The organism is Billgrantia sp. Q4P2, assembly GCF_052806135.1.
The window spans coordinates 110408-132165 of record NZ_JBRBAI010000002.1; the positions used below are offsets into that span (position 1 = coordinate 110408).

Here is a 21758-nt window from a genome sequence, read left to right on the forward strand (position 1 = left end):
CCTGGCCGATGCCTGGCCGATGCCTGGCCGATGCCTGGCCGATGCCTGGCCGATGCCTGGCCGATGCCTGGCCGATGCCTGGCCGATGCCTGGCCGATGCCTGGCCGATGCCTGGCCGATGCCTGGCCGATGCACGATACGAAATCAGTCAATGGAGAACCCACTACAACCATGTCAGACCTTACAGCTCGCTGGGCGATTTACCACTCGTGGCCTATGCTCAACAGTGTGCATGCAGAGGTGGATTCTCACATTGGAGTCGGACCTAAACCAGGGTGTAGGCCACTTTAATTATAACCCAATTTACTCATTATAGTGCATGTCTCGCTGTTAATAACTGAAATTTCTTCATTAGACAAACCTCCTTTCCAAATACCTCTTCTATCATGTATCGGTTGTGTCATTTGCCAAGCACGACGCTCCAGGTGACTTTTCTCTCCTTTACCATCCGTTTCACTTGGATCAGCCAACCCAAACCAAGCAGTATTATTCTTATAAAATTCAAGCATACCTGACTCAAATGAGACTCCGAGAAAATCACAAATATTCTTTACCATTTCTTTAGGATTCACAACCAGATCTTCATAACGCACAAGCAGGACATTTTTATTTTTCAGCTCCTCCAAAACAACCTTATTATCGCCCACCCACCTATTTAAAGCTGATCGAAAATCCCCCGTGCGATTCTTTATCGAAAAAACCACATCCTTGACATCTCTAGTCATAATTATAAATTTTGCTGAAGGAAATTTTTCTCTTATGGAAGACATTTTATGCAAATGCCTTGGGGTTTTCTCGCACAAAATCGTCTTATCTTCAGAAACAGCTTTTAAAACTTCTTTCCGATACTCCTCATGGAATTTCCCATCATCTGACAAAAACCAATTTGTTTCTCTAGGAATAGAAAAGATATTAGAATGAGCACCAAGAATACTAGCCATAAGAGTTGTTCCCGTATGGCCACAACCAGCAACGAAAACAAGCTGGTTAATTGAACTTAGCTTATTATTTAACGAAACGTCATTATTTAAAATTACAGAAAAATCATTTTTTATTTTTTTTATATATTCATTTTCATCAACACTCTCGCATGACGATAAAATACGAAGAGCAAGATCATAGCTTCCGTACGCCGAGTGCAAAATCAGCGCCATTTTCTTCTTCTGCTCTTCTGTCAACTCGTCAAGAAAATTCACATCTCTTACATATATAGCGTCAGCGGTAGTTAGCTGGTTAATGCCTTGGTGTATTTGTTTTCGGAGTACCATAGGAGCATAGAGGCGCTTCCGTTGTTCCAATAGAGCATGAAGCATAAAACCACGCTCTCGCATCCATTCATCAATATCGCTGAAAAGAGGCTGATTTTCATAAAGTGAGATAAAATTTACTTCAGTCTGAATCACCAACGCATCTTTTAACTTTTCTTCCGCATTTTGAAAAACAGTCAACTCTCCGCCTTGAATATCAATCTTCAGCCAGTCAATTTTGACGACTTCATCGATATCATCCAGGCGTACCGTAGGTACGCTTACTGTTTTTTCAACTTTCCCCCAAATAGGGTAGCCTTGAAAAAGATCAAGCACTTTTTTATTTGGCTTCAAGGTAGACGTCATGCCAGGCGCCTTGCATAAATAAAGCGTTGCCTCTCCACCATCCCCCACCGCATGCGGAAAGTAAGTCTCAGCTTCTCCCTTCAGTTGATTAAGTTTCGCAAGTGCCTCTCTTTGTGGCTCGAATCCAAAAAGCTGCAAAGCCCCTTTTCTCAATAGCTGTGAATAGGGAGGAGTACCATCAATGGGGTTAGCGCCAATATCAGCCACAAATATCTTGTCATTTATATGCCATTGATAACATTTTTTCTCCATTCCCCTTTGATCAACACTCTTATAGTTTTCGTCGCACCCTGTTCCCACGGGTGCTAACGCATCTATTTTTTGATTGACCTCGTTCCGCTCAAAAAATTCCGGTTTTCCAATTTCTTGGTTTTCGCCAGCAGCAAGAGATTCATCATGTATGTTTACCCCCCCCCCTGAGTGACAGGAGTCAATATATTTTTTGTTTAGCAAATCGTGGGGGAAATCATCCATAGCATATACTGTGCGCAGTATAAAGGTCAGCTTAACCCGTTGTTCTCTGCTTAGCTTAGTCATACGCTCTTGACTAGGCATGAACAACGCACCACAACTCTCTCTCTCAGCTGCTTGATATGGTGGCGAGGCATCACAAGCCGAAAAATCTCTACAATTCGACAAATCCACATATCCACTGAAACGAAAACCGTGCAGCGACATCCAACTGCCAATTTCATCAACATTGCACTGCCGTTCATGTGTTGGCTGAAATAGAACCTTCACCTGGATCAGTAATGTTTTTTTAAGCGTTTCCAGGCCATTTTCTAATACTTTCATAGCATCGTGAAGGTCATCAAGCACCAACATGTCCACGCTGGGCAAGCCTTCGATCTGGTCAAGCGCGACAGTATTGATAGGTAATTCCGCCAATACCTTGAGCTTGTCACGCATGTATTCAGGCTGCTGCTCTTCCGGTAACGGCTTGAGCGTGGAGCCTTTCTCTGCATCTAGCGTTGCATAGAGCGTCGCTGGCTGGCCGTCGCCCAGTAGCGCGTGCGGGTAATGATGCAGCTCACCATATCCCTTGAGTTCCTCCACACGCTTATTGAGCAGGCTGGCGGGGTCGAAGCTGATCACAGCCAAGTGGCCGCTGGCCATCCACTTGGGGTAGTCCGGGTGACGTGGTAGTACGGCAGCGTTGTCGATGATGGTGATGGGCTCGTCGAGCTGCCATTCAAAGGCTTTGCTCTCAGCTTCCTCCTCGCTGCATGCTTCAGGAAGTTCGAGCGGCTGCTTGTCGTCCTCAAACCAGAGCTCGCCTTCCTTATTGAAGGTCAGCGCTTCCGGCGATTTACCCTCACAGTAGCGTACCCAGATGGCGCGCAGGGCCTTATTGAAGTGGTTGGCAAATCGCGGGGCGTCGCACACCGGTGAGTAATGCAGAATGGTGCGCAGGCCTGCGCGGATTACCGCCAGGTTGGGCATGTCTTTGGCGAGTTCGAGCACACGCTGGCGGTACTCATCCCAGTTGTTCACTACCAGTTCTTGCAGCCCAGCATTGGTAAGGTGTGTTGCACTATGCCGCCCTGCAAAGGTAGGCCCTGGAAGAGTCACTACCGGCACTCCCATAAGGAGGGCTTCACAGGTCGTCAACCCACCGGAATAGGGCCAAGTATCCAACGCAATGTCGATACGTTGGTAAGTCTTTAAAAATTCTTCATGCTTGGTAGGACCTTCCAGTATGACGCGAGTCGCGTCAATACCAAAGCCTGTAAAAATTCCGTGAATCTTTTGACAAAAGCTTTCGCTTTCGTACTGAGCGCCACGCAGCAGAATACGGCTTTGAGGCAACTCATGCATCAGCTTAGCCCATTCAGCCAGCAGTTCTGCGCTAATCTTGGCCGGATTGTTCAAGCAGCCCAAGGTAATATAGCCATTCTTGAGAGCAGGCGGTGACGTGGTTGGCGGAGCATAGGGGCACGGCGTATAGCAGATATAGTCGTCTGGCAACCGAATCAGCTTTTCCGTATACTGGTCGTCCACCCCCTCTGGGGTTTCAATACTGTCCGAAAGCAGGTAATCAATACTTTCCACAGCCATGGTATTGACCAACCCGCCTACCCATTTGACATTTATCGGCGCTGGACGCATGGAAATGGCTTGCAGGCAACTACCATCCCCATGGCCGGAAAGATCGATCAAGATATCTATTTGGTCGTCACGTATCAGTTGCGCGAGCTTCGTTTGAGATAGATGACGGATTGGCCGCCATTCCGAGCAGGCCGCACGCAGCCGTTCGGTAACCTGATCGACTTGATCGTTAGTGGTATAGCCATAGAACTGGATATCGGTCTGGCTGTTTTCAAGCGCAGTGGTTATCATTTGCCCAACGGGGTGGGTCCGAAACCCAGAAGAAATCAGCCCTACTCGCAACACCTTGCCTCTCGCAAGCTCTCTTGCAACGGGAGGCATGGGGGGCAACGCAAACCTATCGTCCCAGCGCTTGGCAAATGTTATGATTTCCTCTTGCGTAGCCTTCGGATTATAATGCTTGGCATAGAAAATATTGGAATATGCCATGACATAATCAGGATTGACTTCAAGCGCACGGCTATAGTAGCTCTCTGCCTTCTGATAGTCGCCAATATCTTTATATAAATTCCCCAAGTTATTCAGTACAGCGTCACTCGGCGGAAAGCTTTCTTCCAGACAATGGTAGATTTCAAGCGCTTCACTGAAATACTTTGTCTGGTATTTCAGCGCCCCGATCAACACCCAGCACTTGAAAGCATCGAAGCCCAGCTCTTTCGCTTTCTCAGCATGTTTCAAGGCCTTCATCATATTGCCGGCTGACTGAAGCATTTCGGCGAGGTTGTACTGCGCCATTGCATAGTCTGGCTTTAAATCAACCGCCCTTTCTTGGTAAGTGACAGCTTTCTGAAACTCTCCCAGGCGGTAATAAGCGGCAGCCAGGCTTGTCAGCGCCAAGCCATCGTTACCATCCAGCTCACAGGCCCTCTCCAGGCAAGGCAATGCCTCCATCGGCTTTCTATCTTCAAGCAGGCTGGTACCCAAAGCCTTCCAGGCAAAAGCGCTTTCTGGGTAACGCGCCACAAGGCCTTGAGCGATATTCTGAGCTTCGGAAAGTTGCCTGCTTTCATAAAGCGACATGAAATGCCTGACGTCAGCTTGAGGCACCCCAAGATTCCCGTAGCCTTGGGACTGATACTTGGCTTTTGGGCCTTTCTTTTGTTTCAGGCTTTTCCTTGGATGTTTCTTGGACATGTCGAACCTTGAGTGGCAGCATTTGGCATGGTACCTACTCTACAGCGAAGCCGCTCGCCCCATAACGCAAAAAACCCGGGCAAATGCCCGGGTTTCTTGCTTTTGCTGTGGTCCAGCTTAGCCAAGCAGCGACAGAACGCTCTGCGGGCTCTGGTTCGCCTGGGCCAGGATGGAGGTACCGGCCTGCTCCAGGATTTGAGCCCGGGTCAGGTTGGAAACCTCGACGGCGTAATCGGCATCCTGAATCCGCGAACGGGCGGCTTGCAGGTTGGTCGAGGTGGTTTCGATGTTGTCCAGTGCCGTCTCGAAGCGGTTCTGCATGGCACCGAGGTTGCTGCGCTCCTTGTCGACCGCGGCAATCTTGTCGTCCAGGATAGCCAGCGCGGTACGTCCATCCAGAGCGGACGGATCGCTGTCATCATAACCTTCCATCACATCGAAGCCGAAGGTGCTGATGGTACGTGCCACACCCCCAACGCTCTCGGCTGCCGCAGTACCTGTAGATGTATACATATTCCAGCCACCGCTATCGGTTGCGGTGCCATCCGCCTCGGCGCCGCCGACCTCGATAGAGATGAACTCATCATCCTTGGAGCCGACCTGAATGGCGAATGCAGTGCCGGTCGTACCAGTAGCAAACAGCGAACGGCCGTTGAATTCCGTCTGCTGGGTAACGCGGTCGATCTCTTTCAGGCGCTCGTTGACTTCTTCCTGGATGGAATCGATGTCCTGAGCGGAGTTGGTGCCGTTCTGGGCCTGAACGGTCAGTTCGCGGATGCGCTGCAGGTTGTCGTTGATCTGGTCCAGAGCGCCTTCGGCAGTCTGCGCCAGGGAGATACCGTCGTTGGCGTTACGCGCGGCCTGGTTCAGACCGGTGATGGTGCTGGTCATGCGGTTGGCGATGGCCTGGCCGGCAGCATCGTCCTTCGCGCCGTTGATGCGCAGCCCTGAAGACAGGCGCTCTTGAGCCTGCTGCAGTGAAGCCTGCGAATTCTTCAGGTTGTTCTGACCGATCAGGGCAGTGATGTTGGTATTGATCACAGACATGGTGATTACCTTCCTATCAATTGAGGGCTCCATTGGCTGCCCGACCGCTAGGTGGGGCCTCCACAACGGCGCCGTTGGCCGTTACCCTATATAACGGCCGCCTCGGGCAGGACTTTAGGGCCAGAAGAAAAAAATTTTTGCGGCGGGAGCGTATCTAAACAGCAGCCATGAATTCATGGCTATTGCATGGCTACTACTGTTAGTTAGTAGCCAAAAAAAGCGAGCACTAACCACAAAGCAAGAAGCCCCGGCAAATTGCCGAGGCTCCAGAACCAAGCAGGCGTGGAAAGCCGATCACTTTCGGCGAATCATTTGAGCATTGAGCATGTCGAGCTGTTGCGTCAGGTAAGAACCTACCGAGTTCATCCTTGCCATCATGTTATCCAGCTGTCCGAATTGCTTGCGATAGCGCTCCATCGTACGCTCTATGCTTTGCTCCATACGTTCGAAGCGCTCCTCCAGCCCTTTCACTCGCTCCTCGGAGCCGCTGAGGGCTCGCTGGACCATTCCATCCTTGCTATCAAGAGCCAGTTCAAGCGTACCCGCCAATCGCCCCGCCATGCCGGATTTTTCATCGGCACCGGCAAAGAAATCGGCGAGGGCCTGAGGGTTGTCAGCGATGACATTGGCGAGCTTGGTTGAATCCAGTTCCAACCGGCCGTCTGCCTTGAGCGATATCCCGACCTGAGACATCCGGGTCAGGTCTCCACCACTGACGATGTCCGTCAGATTACGACTAAGGCGGGTTTCGATGGTTCGTATCGTCCGGTCACCTACCAATTCGCCAGCCGTAGCAGCATCACCAGTGACCTGTGTCATACGCCCCAGGGTAGATTTCAGTTTGTTGAAGGTATCTACAAAACTCTGTATGGCCTCACGGATCGCTTCATTGTCTTTCGCAACGACCAAGCTGAGTGTTTCGTTCTCCAGGCCAGGATCCAGCTCCAGTGTGACGCCCTGAATCGCGTCTTTCACCGTATTGGTAGAGCTGGTGATATCGATGCCGTTGATCGTCAGGCTGGCGTCCAGTCCGTCCTGCAGGGTGCCTTGATCCTCACCCAGCGTGACACCAGTTGCCAGCCCTGAGAATGCCATATTGGTAATGCCGGCATCGGCGCCGGTTTCGCGCGAGGAGAGCACCAGGCGATGGTTCGTGCCATCGAAGACGATCGAGGCGTTCACGCCCGCTTCGGCATCGGCGTTGACGGCATCGCGGATCTCTTCCAGGCTCGCGCCTTGCGTCAGGTCAATCTCCTTGGTGCTGCTGTCGCCGAAGGTCACCGTGAGCTTCGGATCGGTGGCATCGGCTGCGATCACGGGCATGTCGCGATCGGTGATTCCGGTGCTGGCCAGGCTGCCGGCCTGTGCCGTATTGTTGATGACTACCTTGTAGCTCCCCGGGCTGGCTTCCGCGCTGGTGGTGGCGGTCATGCCCTCTCCACCCTTCACGCTGGCCTTCAAGCCTTCGTACAGCGAGCTGCTATTCAGCTTGCCAATCGCATCTTGCAGCTCGCTCAACCCTGACTTGAGACGCCCATAGGCAGAGATTTTCGCCTGCTCCTGGTTCTTTTGCTGCGTAATGGGCTGCAGCTTCTGACGTTCTGCAGCACGCAATTGATTCAGCAGACCCGTAAGGTCCAAACCAGAGCCTACGCCGAGCGAGGTGATGCTTGCCATGGGTGTCGCCCTCCATGAGCGTCAATGGTCGATATTCATACTGTATCGGCTGGTTTTCCAGCAACTTTAGCCCCACACGATTTATTTTTGCACCGCTATCGTTACCCTGTCCTGCCTACTGCCCCACTCACCTCTTGCCTGCTGAGGACCGTGAATCAGAGTCCACTTCCCGATTGAGCGTTCAGGATGCTTAGCTGCTGGGTCAGGTAGGCGCCTACCTGATTCATTTGGGACAGCATATTGTCGAGCTGGCCGAACTGGGTCCGGTAGCGGGCGATGGTGGCGTCAATGCTCTGTTCCATGCGTGCATGGCGGTCGTTGAGGCTCTCGATACGGCTCTCGGCACCATTGACGGCTCCGCCCAGGGCGCCGTTGTTGCTACTCAGCTGGGTTACGGTCTCGCTGATCTGCCCAGCGAAGCCGCCCTGAACATCGTTGCCGGCAAAGAAGGCGCTCAGGGCATCCTGATCGCTGGCAATCACTTCATCCAGGCGCTGCGTGTCGATCTCCAGCGTGCCGTCGAGCTGGAGCGAGATGCCGATATCGCTGAGCATGGCGAAGCCGCCCTCTTCCGCCGCCACACCGCCTGCCAGCACGCCACGCATACGCCCTTCGATGCTGCGCACCGCGCTGTCGCCCATCAGGTCGCCTGCGGTTTCGCTATCACCATCGAAAGCGGTCAACTCGCCGATGGTACCCTTCAACGCATTGAAGGCCTCGACGAAACCGGTGATCGCCTCGCGTACGGCATGGGTATCCTGTTCCACCGTCACCGTACTGCTGCCCTCACCGGTCAGGTTCAACGTTACGCCCTGAATGGCTTCCTCCACCTGATTGGTGGAGCTGGTGATGGTAATGCCATTTACCTTGAGGCTGGCATCTGCGCCATCCTCAACGATCTCCTCGGCCCCGGTTGCGGTGCTGAACGCTACGTCGCCGGTGAAAAAGCTGTTGGGGTCGGCGTATTCATTGCCGTCTGCGTCGCCGAAAGCAAGGCCGGTAACGGTGGCCTCCGTTCCCGTTTCAGCGGACATCAGCGCCAGCCGGTAGCCCGCGCCATCGTTGACGATCGAGGCCGTGACTCCGGCGTCTTCGTGGGCATTAATGGCATCGCGGATATCTTCCAGTGAACTGCCTGCGGCGATGGCAACCGGCACCTCGGCCCCCGTGCCTTCGTCCACATTGGCGAAGCTCAGCGTTAGGGTCTGCTCGCTGTCGGTGAGCGCCTGGTCCAGGCTTTCGACCTCCTCCAGGCGCCCCGACGCCATGGTGCCAGCGGTTGCAAGGTTCTCTACCGTGATGGCGTATTGTCCCAGCGCGGCTTCGCTACCCGCCGCAGCCGTTACGGCTTCGCCACTGACGGAGGAAGAAAGGCTCTGGTAAAGCGATGCATCGTTGAGCACCTCGGCGGCGGCTTGAAAGGACGAGAGCCCCCCTTTCAGTTCGCCGTAGGCGGATATCTTGACCTGTTGCGTCTCGATCTGCTGCTCGATGGGCTGAAGCTTGCCGCGCTCGGCGGCGTTGAGCTGATCGAGCAAACCGTTGAGATCGAGCCCTGAGCCGATACCGAGGGATGAGATGCTGGCCATGGGGAACTGCCTTGTGTCGGTGCATTTACTTCCTAATACACATTACCTCGGCAGCCAAGCGAATAACTTTAGGCTTCAAGCCAAAAAAGCCAGCTTGAGGGCGAAAGGCGCTACCATCCATGCGGCTGTCCAAAGTGGCGTTGATCAGGCAGCGGACTCACTCATGAGACTCTCATAGGGTATGTTCAAGCCATCATGAAGCCTTTTGATCATGCGGAGGCTGAGCTTGCGCTTGCGATTGAGCACCTCGGATACCCGACCGCTCGAGCCGATGTAGGCCTCAAGGTCACGCTGCGTGAGCCCCTGCTGCTCCATTCGAAATTTAATCGCCTCGATGGGATCTGATGGGCCAATGGAATAATGTTCATCCTCGTATTTCTCGATCAGGATCGAGAGCACTTCCAGCTCGTCCGCCTCTGGCGTGCCATCTGCTGCACTCCATAGCGCTTCCAGGCGAGCGAAAGCACGTTCGAGATCCGCATCGGAGTGAATTGGCTGTATGTTCATATCGTCTCCGCATCCACCAGGTCATACTGGGCATGGGTACCAACGAAGCGTATCCAGGCAATCTGCTGCCTGTATCGTATCGCCACGATGATCCGGTACTTGTTGCCGCCGATGTTGAAGACGACTCGGCCTCCCTTGAGGATACTGGCCGTACGAATGTCGGTCTTCAGTGCCTGAGGTGTCGCCCAAGAAGCCTTCAACATCATGTTGTACCACTCGGTGAGAGGCGTCTCGGCATCGCCATGCCCTTCTTCCCAGAACTCTCGCAGTGTTCGCTTGGCGATGACTCTCATCCAACCTCCCATTTTGGGAGAAGCATAACTTCCCCCCTTTTGGGAGTCAAACACTGCCTCCCTTCAGCGCGCGTGGATGATCACCTCGACGCGGCGATTCTGCGCCCGCCCCTCCCCCGTGTCGTTGCTCGCCAAGGGGCGGGAGTCGGCCAGGCCCACCGCACGCAGGCGCTGCGAGTCGACGCCTGCCCGCTCCAGTGCGTGAACGATGGCGATCGCCCTGGCGCTCGAGAGCACCCAGTTGGAGGGAAATTCACTGGTCTGGATCGGACGGCTGTCGGTATGCCCTTCCACGGCGACTTCCCCCGCGTGGCGCTGGATCACCTCCACCAAACGCTGTACGAGCGCTTCACCATCCTCGGTCAGTTCGGCAGCGGCGGTCGGGAATAGCCACTGATCTTCCACTCGCAGCTTGATGCCTTCGGCCACCCGCGAGACTTCCACGCCCTCGAGGTCGGCCAGGTAGGGGGCGTCATCCAGCCGCTCGCCCAGCGCCTGTTGCAGCGCCAGCGAACCCTCCACGGCATCCAGATCGAGTTGACGAACCCCGGCCGGCGGTCGGTCCGTCAGCACCAGCATGAAATCTGCGGCGGGTAGCGGCATTTCACCGTTCGCCTGCACTAGCGGCTGCGGCAGTGCCAAGGGCGGCGGTATGCGCCGCTCGAGCAGGGCCAGTGGCGTGGGTGGCGCCACAAAGGCGACTATTTCACTCGATATCGGCGAGGGAGCGACGCGCCGCGGTAACCCAGCCACCCCCAGGGCTGCCGAAACGGCCGCCTGGCTCAACCGGCCAGGTACCGAACGGGACTCGGCCGGCACGGGCAAAGCATTGGCCATTTCACTGGGCAGCGGTATCGCGAAAGGTACGAGCGCGGTGAGCGGTGCCGCCTCGTCATCGGAGCGCCCGAAGCTGGAAAGCGTGATGATGAGCACCATCAGCGCTACCAGCAGGGTCATGATGTCCAGATAGCCGATCATCCAGGCGTTATCCTGATCGTGATCGTGATGGGTCGGCATCAGCGACTCATGGCGCATGGGGCCACGATGATCGCCGCTACTGGCGTGCAGGGAGCTCATCGAAACGGTAGTTGATCCGGGGCATGAGATGGCAAATGAAGAGAGGGGTGTAGACTAACGGGTCACGGCCACCAGTGAAACCGCGAAAAGCGCCCGCCGAAGCCGGTTCCTCTTCACCAAGTGCCAGGTGCCAGGTGCCAGCTGCCAGCTGCCAGGCGACAGCGTTCAGGCGTCTTGCGGCGTCACATCACTTCGGGAGAGCAGATAGCGGCTGGCGAAGAGGTCGGCCGGTACCGGCTGGCCGACGAGGTGGCCTTGGATCAGCTCGACACCATGCCGGGCCAGGATTTCACGCTGAGCTTCGGTCTCGACCCCGACGGCGGCAAGGCACAATTCCATTTCGCGGGCCAGCCCGGCCACCGCGGCTACGATTGCCGCACTGCCCCGCTGGCCGTTGTCCAGGCGCTGCACGAAACGCCGGTCGATCTTGAGCATGCTGATTGGCAGTTCCTGCAGGTAGCCGAACGAGGCATAGCCCGTGCCGAAGTCGTTGATGGCGACCTCGCCGCCAAGGCGCCGCAGGCGCTTGAGTACGACGGCTGCCTGGTGGGGCTTGTCCAGCAGGGTACGCTCAGCGATCTCGAAGCCCAGCAGGCCCGGTTGCAGCCTGTGTTCCTTGATCTTGGTCGCTACCCGTACGGGCAGGTCGTGCTGCCAGAACTGGCGCGCCGACAGGTTGATGCTGATGGGAATCGGGCCTGCCCCTATGGCACTCCAGGCGGCCAGTTGCGTGCAGATCTGCTCGAGAACGTACTCATCCAGCTGCGGCAGCAGCCCCGCGCGCTCGGCCACGGTGACGATGCTGTCCGGCGGCACGTTGCCCAGCAGTGGGTGGTGCCAGCGCAGCAGCGCTTCGGCGCCATGTAGCGTGCCTCCATCACGCTCGAAAACCGGCTGGTAGTGCAGCTGCAGGCCTTCGCCGGTAGCGAGGGCTTCGCACAGCGCGGTTTCCAGCGCACGTTGCCGGTCGTCCTGCAGGTTCATTTCGTTGCGGTAGAGGCGGTAGCCGTTGCGCCCTTCCTGCTTGGCCCGGTACATCGCAACATCGGCATTATGCACCAGCGATTCGGCCGTCGATGCATCGTCGGGGTAGAGGCTGATGCCGAGGCTACAGCCAAGACGAAACTCCTGGCCTTCGATTATGCATGGCTCGTTGACGGCTTCCACCAGGCGCCGGGCGACCCGGGCCACTTCGTCCACCTCTTCCAGATCGGGAAGCAGCACGAGGAATTCATCGCCCCCGAGACGGGCGAGGGTGTCGTCTTCACGCAAGCGCAGCTGCAACCTCTCGGCCATCATCACCAGCAGCTCGTCGCCAAAGGCATGGCCCAGGGCATCGTTGACCTCCTTGAAGTGGTCCAGGTCGACGAAGATCACCGCCAGCCGGCTCTGGTTGCGATGGGCATGACGTATCGCCAGATCCAGGCGGTCTTCCAGCAGGCGGCGATTGGGCAGCCCGGTGAGGGCATCGTAGTAGGCCAGCTTGCGAATGCGCTCTTCGTTGTCGCGCAGGTGCGTGATGTCGCTGAACAATGCGGCGTAATGGGTGGCCGCACCGCTGTCGTCGGTAATCGCCGTGATCGTCAGCAGCTCCAGGTAGAGCTCGCCGCTCTTGCGCCGGTTCCAGATCTCGCCGCGCCAGTAGCCGCTGCGCTGCAGGGCGTCCCACATCTGACGGTAGAAAGCGGCATCGTGGCGCCCCGAAGCAATGATCGCCGGGGTCTTGCCGATGACCTCCTCAGCGGTGTAGCCGGTCATGTGAGTAAAGGCGCGGTTGACGAATTCGATACGATTGCTGGGGTCGGTGATGATGATGCCTTCCAGCGAGGAATCGATCACGCGTTCGGCCAGTTGCAAATTCTCCCGCGACTGGGCGAGCGCGCGGTCGCGCTGCTCCAACGCATTGCGCAAATCCTGCATGTAGAGGTGTTCCGCACCCGCCAACATGTCGCGGAAGCCCAGCAGCCCCACTACCTCGTCGGCCTCGTCCAGCACCGCCAGGTGGCGTACGCGATGATTCACCAGTAGATCCCGCGCGGCAATCAAGGTGTCATCCTGGTGCACCGTCAGCAAGGGATGACTGGCGAGCCCCTCGATGGGCGTGTTGCCGGGGTGGCGCGCTACGAACCGCACCAGGTCGCGCTCGGTGAGAATGCCCAGCTCGCCATCTACACATTTGACCACCACGGCATCGCATTCCGAAAGCCGCATGGAGCGCGCGGCCTGAGCCAGGCGCTGCCCGCCTTCCAGCACCAGCACCCGCTGCCGCATGGCTGCCTGAACCTCGCGCAGCCGCAGATAGGGCTCGAGCCCCTGATTCAGGGCGACGTCGGTCTGCGACAGGATGCCCACCGAAGCCCCGCCGTCATCCACCACGAGGAAGTGCCGGCGCCGCTCGGCATTGAAACGCAGCGCCGCTTCACTGATCGGCGTTTCACAATGCAGGCTCGCAACCGGCTGGCTCATGACCTGGGAAATAGGTATGCGAACGGCATCGGGATCGGCGAAATTGACCGCCAGCGCATCGTGCTCGGTCCAGATCCCCAAGGGCTGCCCCGCCTTGACCACGATGATCGAGCTGCACTGGCGTGCCGCCATGCGCTCGGCGGCCATCCACAGCGGCGTCTCGGGTTCGCAGGTCAGAAGCCCGGTCTGCATGATGCGTTCGATAGGTAGCTCTTGGCTCATGGCGCCTCGCTGGCTTGACCCGCGTGCTTCCCTGCCCCTGTTCAGAATCCCTGCCTGGTCAAGATCGGAACATTCGGAATGTAGCCAATCCGTAACTGCATTTTATCTAGTTGGCTTCAGTTTGCATCAACGAATGAAAAAAATGGCCAACGGTGCGACCTTTTGCCCGCCGCAAAAATCTGCACAGAACACTAAAGTTGTCGCCGAGCTTGCCGATAGTGTCTGTGGGAGGGGCTGTCCGTCAGGCGGCCTTTGGGGAGGATGCTGATATCGCTTCAGCAAAGGGCATAAACAAGGAAAACACGATATGTCTTCGCCACTGACCGATGCCACCAACGCCTTGAGCGCCTCGGCACTGCATGACCTGACCCCGCGTCAGCGCAAGGAAACCGTACTCGCCACGCTGCCTTCCGCCGGCACCATGCTGGCGCAGGCCACGAGCCACGGCCAGTCGCCCAGCCAAGCCGACCTGGTGGAGCCGATTCAACGCATCAACGAAGTACTTCGACAGTACGGCATAGAGTTCGAGCTCAACGACACGTCACGGGTCATTACCCGAATCGTGGACCGTGAATCGGGCGACGTACTGCGCCAGATCCCCGCCGAGGAAGTGCTGGCCATTGCCGAGCGGCTGGAGGAACTACAGGGGAACTTGATCAGCCTGAAGGTGTGATGCTCACACTTGCATGTTCATGACGTCCTTATAGGCGCTTACCAGGCGGTTGCGGACCTGCAGGCCCATCTGGAAGGCCACGCTGGACTTCTGCATGTCGACCATGACGTCGTTGAGTTCGACGTTAGGGTCGCCGGCCTGGAACGCCATGGATTTGGCGGCAGATGCCTGCTGCAGGCGATTGATGCGCTGGATCGAGGCCTGCAATTCGCCGGCAAAGCCGCCTTGCCCCACCTGGGTGGAAACCAACTGCCCCTTGCCAGCCTGCCCGCCGGCCTGAGTCGCCAGGGTCTGCATCTGTGCCAGCGCCGATTGGATGGCAGGTGAACTCATGATCCGCGCCCCTCATTCGTCAAGAAACATTCATCAAGAAACGTTCGTTTTCTACCGTCAAAGGCTGCCAAAACCGGCCCCTGGCGAATGTAGAGCAAGGCTAACAGCTTACGAAGATTAACCAAACTGCCAAATGGCAGGTAAAAAAGGGGCTTTTCCCGCCTTTGGACTGGATAGCGGCTCGCATAATAGCGTTCATCACAGTTGCGCCCCATGGGGCAACCAGAACGCGGTGAACGGATGCAGTCGATGCCATCTTCCAGCAACACTTTCCTAGCAGCCGGCAGCGCTCTCCTTCGGGGGGACGCATGAGCAACGGCGCCACGACGCAAGAGCGTCAGGACTCCCCGGGCAGCGCGTCTTCCGCTGCGCTGCTGGAGCGTCTTCAGCAGCAACTACGCGGGAATCCGCTGATCGCCGTCCTGATCGGCGGTGCGGCGATGATCGCGATCGTGGTTGCCCTGCTGATGTGGGCCCGTGAGCCCGAGTACCGCGTCCTCTACAGCAACCTCACCGAAGCCGACGGCGGACGCATCATCAGCGAGCTGGAGAGCCGTGGCGTGCCCTATCGCTTCAGCGAGGGCGGCACCGCACTGCTGGTGCCGGGCGATGCCGTGCATGGGCTGCGCCTGCAACTGGCCGAGCAAGGCCTGCCGCGCGGTGGCAATGTCGGCTTCGAGCTGATGGACAACCAAGCCTTCGGTGTCAGCCAGTTCGCCGAGCAGGTCAACTTCCAGCGCGGCCTCGAAGGCGAGCTGTCGCGCTCCATCGAATCGCTCGGGCCGGTCTCGCGCGCGCGTGTCCATCTGGCCATGGCCCGCTCTTCCGTGTTCGTGCGCGACCGCGAGCCTGCCAAAGCTTCGGTCATCGTGACCCTGGAGCCAGGCCGGGTCATCGGCGATGGCCAGGTCAGCGCCATCATTCACATGGTATCGAGCAGCGTGCCGGAACTCACCGCCGAGAACGTCACCGTGGTCGATCAGAACGGCCGCATGCTGTCGATGCCCAACAGCCAGGCCCGCGGACTCGACGCGACCCAGCTCGACTACATCGCCGAGGTCGAGCGCTCCTTCCAGCAGCGAATCGAGAACATTCTGGCGCCAATACTCGGTCGCGAGAGCATCAGCGCCCAGGTCGCGGCGCAAATCGATTTCTCGCGCCGCGAGGAAACCAACGAACGCTTTGGCCCCAACCAGCCACCCAACGAAGCCGCGGTACGCAGCCGCCAGTCAAGCCTCTCCTATAACGGCGGCGATGACGTGGCGCTGGGCATTCCCGGTGCACTGAGCAACACGCCGCCGGGCGTGGCCCCCTCCCCTATCGAACTGCCCACCGATGAGGACGGCGAGCTGACCGAGGAGGCCCAGCAAGGCCTGCAGGCACTGAACAATCTGCGCCAGGACGACGTCGTCAACTTCGAAGTCGATCGCAGCGTTTCTCACATCCAGCATCGCCAGGGCCAGGTGACACGCCTTACCGCCGCCGTGGTGGTGGACTATCGCGAAGAGCGCGACGAAGAAGGCGAATGGCGCCGCGTTGCGCTCAGCGAAGCCGAGATCGCCCAGATCGAACGTCTGGTGCGCCAGGCCATCGGCTTCTCCCAGGCTCGCGGCGATGCGATCGAGGTGGTCAATAGCCCGTTCACCCGCGACGTGGAAGAGTTCGAGGAACACGAATGGTGGCAATCGCCTGAGGTTCATGCGCTGGCGCTGACCCTCGGCCGCTACCTGCTGGTGGCGCTGGGCATCCTGCTTGGTTACCTGCTGATCCTGCGCCCGCTGATCAAACGCCACACCGCGCAGCCCGTGCTGGCCACGGCACCCGGTACCGGCTTGCAGGTCCGCGTGGGTGACGAGTCGGAAGCCAACGAAGGCGAGCTGCAAGCGGCTGGTGACGAAGACGACGAACTGCGCCCGTACCAGAAGCCGAAGCGCAAGCGCCGCTCCTCGGCCTATGAGGACCATCTTGCCGAACTGCGCGAACTCGCCCAGGAGGATCCACGCATGATCGCCATGATCGTACGCAGTTGGATGAATAAAGAATGAGCAGTGCCAAGCCCATGAACGGTGTGCGCCGCAGTGCCATCCTGATGCTGGCCCTCGACGAGGACAGTGCCGCGGAGGTGTTCAAGTACCTCGGGCCCAAGGAGATCCAGCAGCTCAGCATGGAGATGGCGGAGATGGATCAGGTCTCTCATGAGGACATGCAGCAGGTCATGCTGGAGTTCCACCGCGAGACCGAAGAGTTCATCGCGCTGAACCTCAACTCCAGCGATCATATTCGCTCGGTATTGACCAAGGCCCTGGGCAGCGAACGCGCCACCAGCCTGATCGAGGACATCCTGGAGTCCACCGGCTCGAGCAGCGGTATCGATTCGCTGAACCTGATGGAAGCCTCCATGGTGGCCGAGCTGATCCGCGACGAGCATCCGCAGATCATCGCCACCATCCTGGTCCACCTGGAGCGTCATCAGGCCGCCGATGTGCTGGAGCTGTTCGACGACAAGCTGCGCAACGACGTGGTACTGCGTATCGCCACTTTCAGCGGCGTTCAGCCGGCCGCCCTGCAAGAGCTCACCGAGGTGCTCTCCGGCATGCTCGACGGCCAGAACCTCAAGCGCAGCAAGATGGGCGGCGTGAGAACCGCAGCCGAAATTCTCAACCTGATGAATTCTTCCCTGGAAGAGACCGCCATCGAAACGGTGCGCGCCCACAGCGAAGACCTGGCCCAGAAGATCATCGACGAGATGTTCCTATTCGAGAATCTCATGGACCTGGACGACCGCAGCATCCAGATGGTGCTCAAGGAGATCGACACCAACTCGCTGGTGGTGGCACTCAAGGGCGCGCCCGAGGGGCTCATGGAGAAGTTCCTGCGCAACATGTCGCGGCGTGCCGCCGACCTGTTGCGCGAGGACATGGAAGCCCGCGGGCCGATCCGCGTCTCCCAGGTGGAAGCCGAGCAGAAATCCATCCTCCAGGTGGTACGCCGCCTGGCGGATTCCGGCGAGATCGTGCTGAGCGGCGGGGACGACACCTATGTCTGAGCGGGCGTCCTCTTCTTCCGAGCGGCATGCGCCCTGGCAGCGCTGGCAAATGGACGAGCTGCATGCCGAGCGTGCGGAAGAGAGACCTCCAGCTCAGGAACTGGACCCCGCCGAGCAGGCAAGGCGCCGTGCCGCCTTCCAGCGCCAGGCAGAGCTGAAGGCGCTGCGTGAAAAGGTGATGCAAGAGGCGCGCGAAGAGGGCTACCAGGCCGGCTTCGAGGCGGGACGCAGCGAGGGCCATGCCATAGGCTTGAAGGAGGGCCGCGAGGAAGCCCTGCACGAGCTGAAGCAGCAGGTACGTGACACCGTTGCCCCCCTCAGGCCGCTGGCCGAGCAGTTTGCCAGTGCGCTGGAACAGCTCGACGAAGAAATCGCCACGGAAATGGTGGAGCTGGCCCTTGCGACGGGACGCCAGTTGGCTGGTGAAGCGCTCAAGGCCAGGCCGCGCCAGGTGCTGGAGCTGGTCAAGGCGTTGCTGCACACCGAGCCACCGTTGGTCGGCCAGCAGCGCCTGTGGCTGAACCCTCAGGATCACAAGCTGGTCGAGGAGCACCTGGGCAGCGAGCTGGCGGCCGCTGGCTGGAAGCTGCAACCCGATGCCCAGTTGACCCGCGGCGGTTGTCGCGTGACGAGCGCCAACGGCGAACTGGATGCCACCTGGGAGACACGCTGGCAGGCAGTGAAGTCACAGGTCAGAAGGCGGCACTCGGCGACTCCCGCCGATGATGGCAGCGACGATTAACAGCGAGACGCAGACATGACCGAAGCGGCGGTATCGACATCCAATGTGCACCGGACACGCTGGCAGCAAGCGCTGCGGCATGTGCGTGAGCGCGTGGAGACGGTACCCGGCTATCGCACCAGCGGCCGTGTGCTGCGCGCCACCGGCATGGTGATCGAGGCCATCGGCCTGCGCGTGGCACTGGGCAATGCCTGCCGCATCGAACTGCTCTCCCCCGGCAGCAACGAACCGCCGCACTTTGCCGAAGCCGAAGTGGTCGGTTTCAATGGCGAACGTCTGCTGCTGATGCCGCTCACGGAAATTTCCGGCCTGATGCCTGGCGCCAGGGTATACCCGCTGGGCGATGGCCCGGATCATGCCGCCCGCCGATTCCCCCTCGGCGAAACGCTGCTGGGGCGAGTGGTCGACGGCAACGGCGAACCTCTCGATGGCCTGGGTCCGCTGGACAACGCCCCGCGCGCGCAGCTCTCCACCCCGCCGCTCAACCCGCTGAGCCGCGCCCCGATCAATGAGCAGATCGACGTTGGCATTCGCGCCATCAATGCCCTGCTCAGCGTCGGTCGCGGGCAGCGCATGGGGCTGTTTGCCGGCTCAGGTGTGGGCAAGTCGGTTCTGCTCGGCATGATGGCCCGCTACACCGGAGCCGATGTCATCGTGGTGGGCCTGATCGGCGAGCGCGGCCGTGAGGTGCAGGACTTCATCGACAACATCCTGGGGCCGGAGGGCCGCCGCCGCGCCGTCGTCGTGGCGGCACCGGCCGACACCTCGCCGCTACAGCGGCTGCAGGGCGCCGCCTATGCCACGCGACTGGCGGAAGGCTATCGCGACCAGGGCAAGAACGTGCTGCTGATCATGGACTCTCTGACCCGCTACGCCATGGCCCAGCGCGAGATCGCCCTGGCCATCGGCGAGCCTCCGGCGACCAAGGGCTATCCGCCTTCGGTATTCGCCAAGATACCCAGCCTGGTGGAGCGTGCCGGCAATGCCGAACGCGGCCGTGGTTCGATCACCGCCTTCTATACGGTACTCACCGAAGGCGACGACCAGCAGGACCCCATTGCCGATTCGGCACGCGCCATTCTCGATGGCCACATCGTGCTGTCACGGGCACTGGCCGAAGCCGGCCACTACCCGGCCATCGACATCGAGGCCTCGATCAGCCGCGTGATGACCCACATCATCGACGACCAGCAGTTGGCCATGACCCAGGCATTCAAGCGGCTCTTCTCACGCTACCAGCGCAACCGCGACCTGATCAGCGTGGGCGCCTACAGCCCCGGGCACGATCCTCAACTGGACGAAGCCGTGCAGCGCTACCCCCAGCTGGAGCACTTCCTCCAGCAGGGCATGAATGAAAATGCCTCGATCGAGGCTTCCCGACACGTTCTGGCCGAGACACTAGGAGTCAGACAATGAGTGCATCGTCACAACTCGCCATGCTGAGTGATCTGGCACGCGATGCGCGCGATCAGGCCGGCCAACTGCTGGCAGGCGAGCGTCAAAGCGAACGTCAGGTGGCTTCCCAGCTGGAATCGCTCAACCGTTATCGGCTCGAGTATGCCGAGCGCCTGCAACAGGCCATGCGCGAAGGCATCGACCCAGCCAGCATGCACAACTACCAGCATTTTCTGGCCTCGCTGGACGCCGCCCTGCAGCGGGCCAGGCAGGCGCTCGATGCACAGCAACAGCGGGTCCAACAGAGCCAGCAGCAGTGGCAACAGGAACAGAAGAAGCTCTCGGCCTTCGATACCTTGATATCGCGCCGGGACATCGAGCGGCAGCGTCAGGAGACACGCCGCGAACAACGCATCAGTGACGAGATGTCTGCCGGGCGGCTATTGCGCCAACGCGCCGGGCACACGTCGTGATTCGGTAGAGGAGTAACCATGAATATCCAGATGATATTGTCCGCCCTGCCGACACAGCTCTCCGGCAAGCCGGAATCCGGCGCCGGCCAGGGCCACTTTGCCTTGGCCCTGAGCCAGGCGGCCCACCCCCTCCAGGCCGGTGACAGCACACTGCCCATCCCGCTCGATGCCATGCCGGGACAGGGCCTCCCGCAGACCCTGGCAGCCCCGCAAGCGCTGCTTCAGGCGTTGAATGCCCGCCCGGCGCAGCCGCTTGGCGACGAGGCGGCGCTTGCCCAACTCGATACGCAGCTGCCTCAACCCGATGCACAGCTGAGTGAGATCATGGCACGGCTCGCCCTGATCGAAGGCAGCCACCAGGAGCCCATCGACACCGACGTGCCGCCACTCCCCATTCACGAACTTTCAATAGCGGCTGACGATAAAGCGCCCGAGCTTGCCGAGCAGCCCCAGGCCGCCGCCCTGGTGACGGCCGTTGCGGCAGAGGCCCAGCGCCCGAACGTTGCCAATCCCGGGATGAACGTCCTGGGAGAAGAGCGCGCCACTCGCTCGGACCTGCCAGCCACGCCGGCTTCGCTGGTCTCTGGCACCCCGCTGACGGCGCAGCTGGCAACGGCCGGCACCGCTGCCGCCCCGGAAGCCGATAGCAGCTCCGGTACTTCGTCACGGCCAGCCGACTTCACGAGCGCCTTCGCCAAGGTTGCGGCTGCCCAGCCCGGCGGTTTAGAGCTGCGTTCGGTAGCAGCCGATGCATCGCGTGGCGGCTTCGTGCCGGAATCCGCACCGCTGGCACCGCCTTCCGCCAGCACGGCAGCACTGGCCAACGCACCGGCTCAGACCACTCCGTTCGCCCAGACCAGCCTTGCCGCCCCGGTGCAGAGCCCGGCCTGGCCCAGTCAGTTGGGCCAGCAACTGGTGCAGTTCGCCCGCCAGGGCGGTGAACGGCAGGTCGAGATGCGCTTGAACCCGGCCGAGCTTGGCCCGCTTTCCGTGACCCTGAAGATGACCGAACAGGGCGCTCAGGCACAGTTCCTGTCAGCCCATGCCCAGGTACGCCAGGTACTCGAGCAGGCCATCCCCCAGCTTCGCGAGGCACTTGCCGAGCAGGGCATCAGCCTGGGCGAAACTTCCGTGGGCGAACAGCACCGGCAGGATACCCAGGCATTCGCGGGCCATGACGGTCAGCGTGGCCAGGGAGCACAGCCGGGAGCCGAAGACGACCTGGCCCTGTCTGGAGCCGATGAAACGGGCACGGAGCCCTCCACCGCCGCGCTCTCTCTGGATGGCCGCGTGAATCTCTACGCCTGAGACAAAAAGCCAAGATAGACCCTTTCGCGCGGCTTGTTCCTGTCATCGGGGGCT

Annotated in this window: 17 protein-coding genes; 8 read left to right on the forward strand and 9 right to left on the reverse strand. The window is 59.2% G+C overall.

Annotation, left to right across the window (positions count from 1 at the left end):
* Window positions 1-107 precede the first annotated feature (107 nt).
* Complete coding sequence (locus ACUY1T_RS03330; RefSeq protein ID WP_446020736.1) at window positions 108-269, forward strand: integrase core domain-containing protein; 162 nt, start codon at window positions 108-110, stop codon at window positions 267-269.
* Window positions 270-287: 18 nt separating this feature from the next.
* Here the strand turns inward: ACUY1T_RS03330 and ACUY1T_RS03335 are convergent, their stop codons facing one another.
* The 8 genes from ACUY1T_RS03335 to ACUY1T_RS03370 all read right to left on the reverse strand — a co-directional run bounded on the left by ACUY1T_RS03335 (window position 288) and on the right by ACUY1T_RS03370 (window position 13734).
* Window positions 288-4856 (reverse strand): FkbM family methyltransferase, encoded by a 4569-nt coding sequence (locus ACUY1T_RS03335; RefSeq protein WP_446020313.1) that lies wholly within the window; start codon window positions 4854-4856, stop codon window positions 288-290.
* A gap of 117 nt (window positions 4857-4973) precedes the next feature.
* The gene (locus ACUY1T_RS03340; protein WP_446020314.1) at window positions 4974-5903 is read right to left on the reverse strand and encodes a flagellin N-terminal helical domain-containing protein; all 930 of its coding nucleotides are present in this window, start codon (window positions 5901-5903) and stop codon (window positions 4974-4976) included.
* Between the two features lie 294 nt (window positions 5904-6197).
* The gene (fliD, locus tag ACUY1T_RS03345; RefSeq protein WP_446020315.1) at window positions 6198-7580 is read right to left on the reverse strand and encodes a flagellar filament capping protein FliD; all 1383 of its coding nucleotides are present in this window, start codon (window positions 7578-7580) and stop codon (window positions 6198-6200) included.
* A 155-nt stretch (window positions 7581-7735) separates the two neighbouring features.
* A complete protein-coding gene (fliD, locus tag ACUY1T_RS03350) occupies window positions 7736-9169 on the reverse strand; it encodes a flagellar filament capping protein FliD (protein WP_446020316.1) in 1434 nt (477 codons plus the stop codon).
* A 144-nt stretch (window positions 9170-9313) separates the two neighbouring features.
* Window positions 9314-9676, reverse strand: a complete 363-nt coding sequence (locus ACUY1T_RS03355; protein WP_446020317.1) for a helix-turn-helix domain-containing protein — start codon at window positions 9674-9676, stop codon at window positions 9314-9316.
* Complete coding sequence (locus ACUY1T_RS03360) at window positions 9673-9969, reverse strand: type II toxin-antitoxin system HigB family toxin (RefSeq protein ID WP_446020318.1); 297 nt, start codon at window positions 9967-9969, stop codon at window positions 9673-9675. Before ACUY1T_RS03360 ends, ACUY1T_RS03355 begins: the two co-directional genes overlap by 4 nt.
* Before the next feature lie 63 nt (window positions 9970-10032).
* Window positions 10033-11046 carry an OmpA family protein gene (locus tag ACUY1T_RS03365; protein ID WP_446020319.1) on the reverse strand — a complete coding sequence of 338 codons (1014 nt, stop codon included), beginning with the start codon at window positions 11044-11046 and terminating at the stop codon, window positions 10033-10035.
* Between the two features lie 165 nt (window positions 11047-11211).
* On the reverse strand, window positions 11212-13734 hold the full coding sequence (locus ACUY1T_RS03370; RefSeq protein ID WP_446020320.1) for an EAL domain-containing protein: 2523 nt from the start codon (window positions 13732-13734) through the stop codon (window positions 11212-11214).
* A 307-nt stretch (window positions 13735-14041) separates the two neighbouring features.
* Here ACUY1T_RS03370 and ACUY1T_RS03375 point away from each other — a divergent pair, with 307 nt between their 5' ends.
* The gene (locus ACUY1T_RS03375; protein ID WP_446020321.1) at window positions 14042-14407 is read left to right on the forward strand and encodes a flagellar protein FlaG; all 366 of its coding nucleotides are present in this window, start codon (window positions 14042-14044) and stop codon (window positions 14405-14407) included.
* A gap of 3 nt (window positions 14408-14410) precedes the next feature.
* Here the strand turns inward: ACUY1T_RS03375 and fliE are convergent, their stop codons facing one another.
* The gene (gene fliE / locus ACUY1T_RS03380; protein WP_446020322.1) at window positions 14411-14740 is read right to left on the reverse strand and encodes a flagellar hook-basal body complex protein FliE; all 330 of its coding nucleotides are present in this window, start codon (window positions 14738-14740) and stop codon (window positions 14411-14413) included.
* A gap of 308 nt (window positions 14741-15048) precedes the next feature.
* Between fliE and fliF the strand changes: the two genes are divergently transcribed.
* The 6 genes from fliF to ACUY1T_RS03410 are packed head-to-tail and all read left to right on the forward strand — an operon-like array spanning window position 15049 to window position 21704.
* The gene (gene fliF / locus ACUY1T_RS03385; protein WP_446020323.1) at window positions 15049-16785 is read left to right on the forward strand and encodes a flagellar basal-body MS-ring/collar protein FliF; all 1737 of its coding nucleotides are present in this window, start codon (window positions 15049-15051) and stop codon (window positions 16783-16785) included.
* On the forward strand, window positions 16782-17786 hold the full coding sequence (fliG, locus tag ACUY1T_RS03390; protein WP_446020324.1) for a flagellar motor switch protein FliG: 1005 nt from the start codon (window positions 16782-16784) through the stop codon (window positions 17784-17786). The genes fliF and fliG overlap by 4 nt, the downstream gene beginning before the upstream one ends.
* The gene (locus tag ACUY1T_RS03395; RefSeq protein WP_446020325.1) at window positions 17779-18528 is read left to right on the forward strand and encodes a flagellar assembly protein FliH; all 750 of its coding nucleotides are present in this window, start codon (window positions 17779-17781) and stop codon (window positions 18526-18528) included. Before fliG ends, ACUY1T_RS03395 begins: the two co-directional genes overlap by 8 nt.
* 15 nt (window positions 18529-18543) lie before the next feature.
* Window positions 18544-19944, forward strand: coding sequence for a flagellar protein export ATPase FliI (fliI, locus tag ACUY1T_RS03400; protein ID WP_446020326.1), 1401 nt, complete (start codon window positions 18544-18546; stop codon window positions 19942-19944).
* Entirely contained in the window at window positions 19941-20396 is a 456-nt protein-coding gene (gene fliJ, locus ACUY1T_RS03405; protein ID WP_446020327.1) for a flagellar export protein FliJ, read from the forward strand. The genes fliI and fliJ overlap by 4 nt, the downstream gene beginning before the upstream one ends.
* A gap of 18 nt (window positions 20397-20414) precedes the next feature.
* A complete protein-coding gene (locus tag ACUY1T_RS03410; protein WP_446020328.1) occupies window positions 20415-21704 on the forward strand; it encodes a flagellar hook-length control protein FliK in 1290 nt (429 codons plus the stop codon).
* Window positions 21705-21758 lie beyond the last annotated feature (54 nt).

Excerpts from the sequence above, each read along its gene's own strand:
- ACUY1T_RS03330 (WP_446020736.1), top strand. The coding sequence starts at position 108 with ATGCCTGGCCGATGCCTGGCCGATGCACGATACGAAATCAGTCAATGG.
- ACUY1T_RS03335 (WP_446020313.1), bottom strand. The coding sequence starts at position 4,856 with ATGTCCAAGAAACATCCAAGGAAAAGCCTGAAACAAAAGAAAGGCCCA.
- ACUY1T_RS03340 (WP_446020314.1), bottom strand. The coding sequence starts at position 5,903 with ATGTCTGTGATCAATACCAACATCACTGCCCTGATCGGTCAGAACAAC.
- fliD (WP_446020315.1), bottom strand. The coding sequence starts at position 7,580 with ATGGCAAGCATCACCTCGCTCGGCGTAGGCTCTGGTTTGGACCTTACG.
- fliD (WP_446020316.1), bottom strand. The coding sequence starts at position 9,169 with ATGGCCAGCATCTCATCCCTCGGTATCGGCTCAGGGCTCGATCTCAAC.
- ACUY1T_RS03355 (WP_446020317.1), bottom strand. The coding sequence starts at position 9,676 with ATGAACATACAGCCAATTCACTCCGATGCGGATCTCGAACGTGCTTTC.
- ACUY1T_RS03360 (WP_446020318.1), bottom strand. The coding sequence starts at position 9,969 with ATGAGAGTCATCGCCAAGCGAACACTGCGAGAGTTCTGGGAAGAAGGG.
- ACUY1T_RS03365 (WP_446020319.1), bottom strand. The coding sequence starts at position 11,046 with ATGAGCTCCCTGCACGCCAGTAGCGGCGATCATCGTGGCCCCATGCGC.
- ACUY1T_RS03370 (WP_446020320.1), bottom strand. The coding sequence starts at position 13,734 with ATGAGCCAAGAGCTACCTATCGAACGCATCATGCAGACCGGGCTTCTG.
- ACUY1T_RS03375 (WP_446020321.1), top strand. The coding sequence starts at position 14,042 with ATGTCTTCGCCACTGACCGATGCCACCAACGCCTTGAGCGCCTCGGCA.
- fliE (WP_446020322.1), bottom strand. The coding sequence starts at position 14,740 with ATGAGTTCACCTGCCATCCAATCGGCGCTGGCACAGATGCAGACCCTG.
- fliF (WP_446020323.1), top strand. The coding sequence starts at position 15,049 with ATGAGCAACGGCGCCACGACGCAAGAGCGTCAGGACTCCCCGGGCAGC.
- fliG (WP_446020324.1), top strand. The coding sequence starts at position 16,782 with ATGAGCAGTGCCAAGCCCATGAACGGTGTGCGCCGCAGTGCCATCCTG.
- ACUY1T_RS03395 (WP_446020325.1), top strand. The coding sequence starts at position 17,779 with ATGTCTGAGCGGGCGTCCTCTTCTTCCGAGCGGCATGCGCCCTGGCAG.
- fliI (WP_446020326.1), top strand. The coding sequence starts at position 18,544 with ATGACCGAAGCGGCGGTATCGACATCCAATGTGCACCGGACACGCTGG.
- fliJ (WP_446020327.1), top strand. The coding sequence starts at position 19,941 with ATGAGTGCATCGTCACAACTCGCCATGCTGAGTGATCTGGCACGCGAT.
- ACUY1T_RS03410 (WP_446020328.1), top strand. The coding sequence starts at position 20,415 with ATGAATATCCAGATGATATTGTCCGCCCTGCCGACACAGCTCTCCGGC.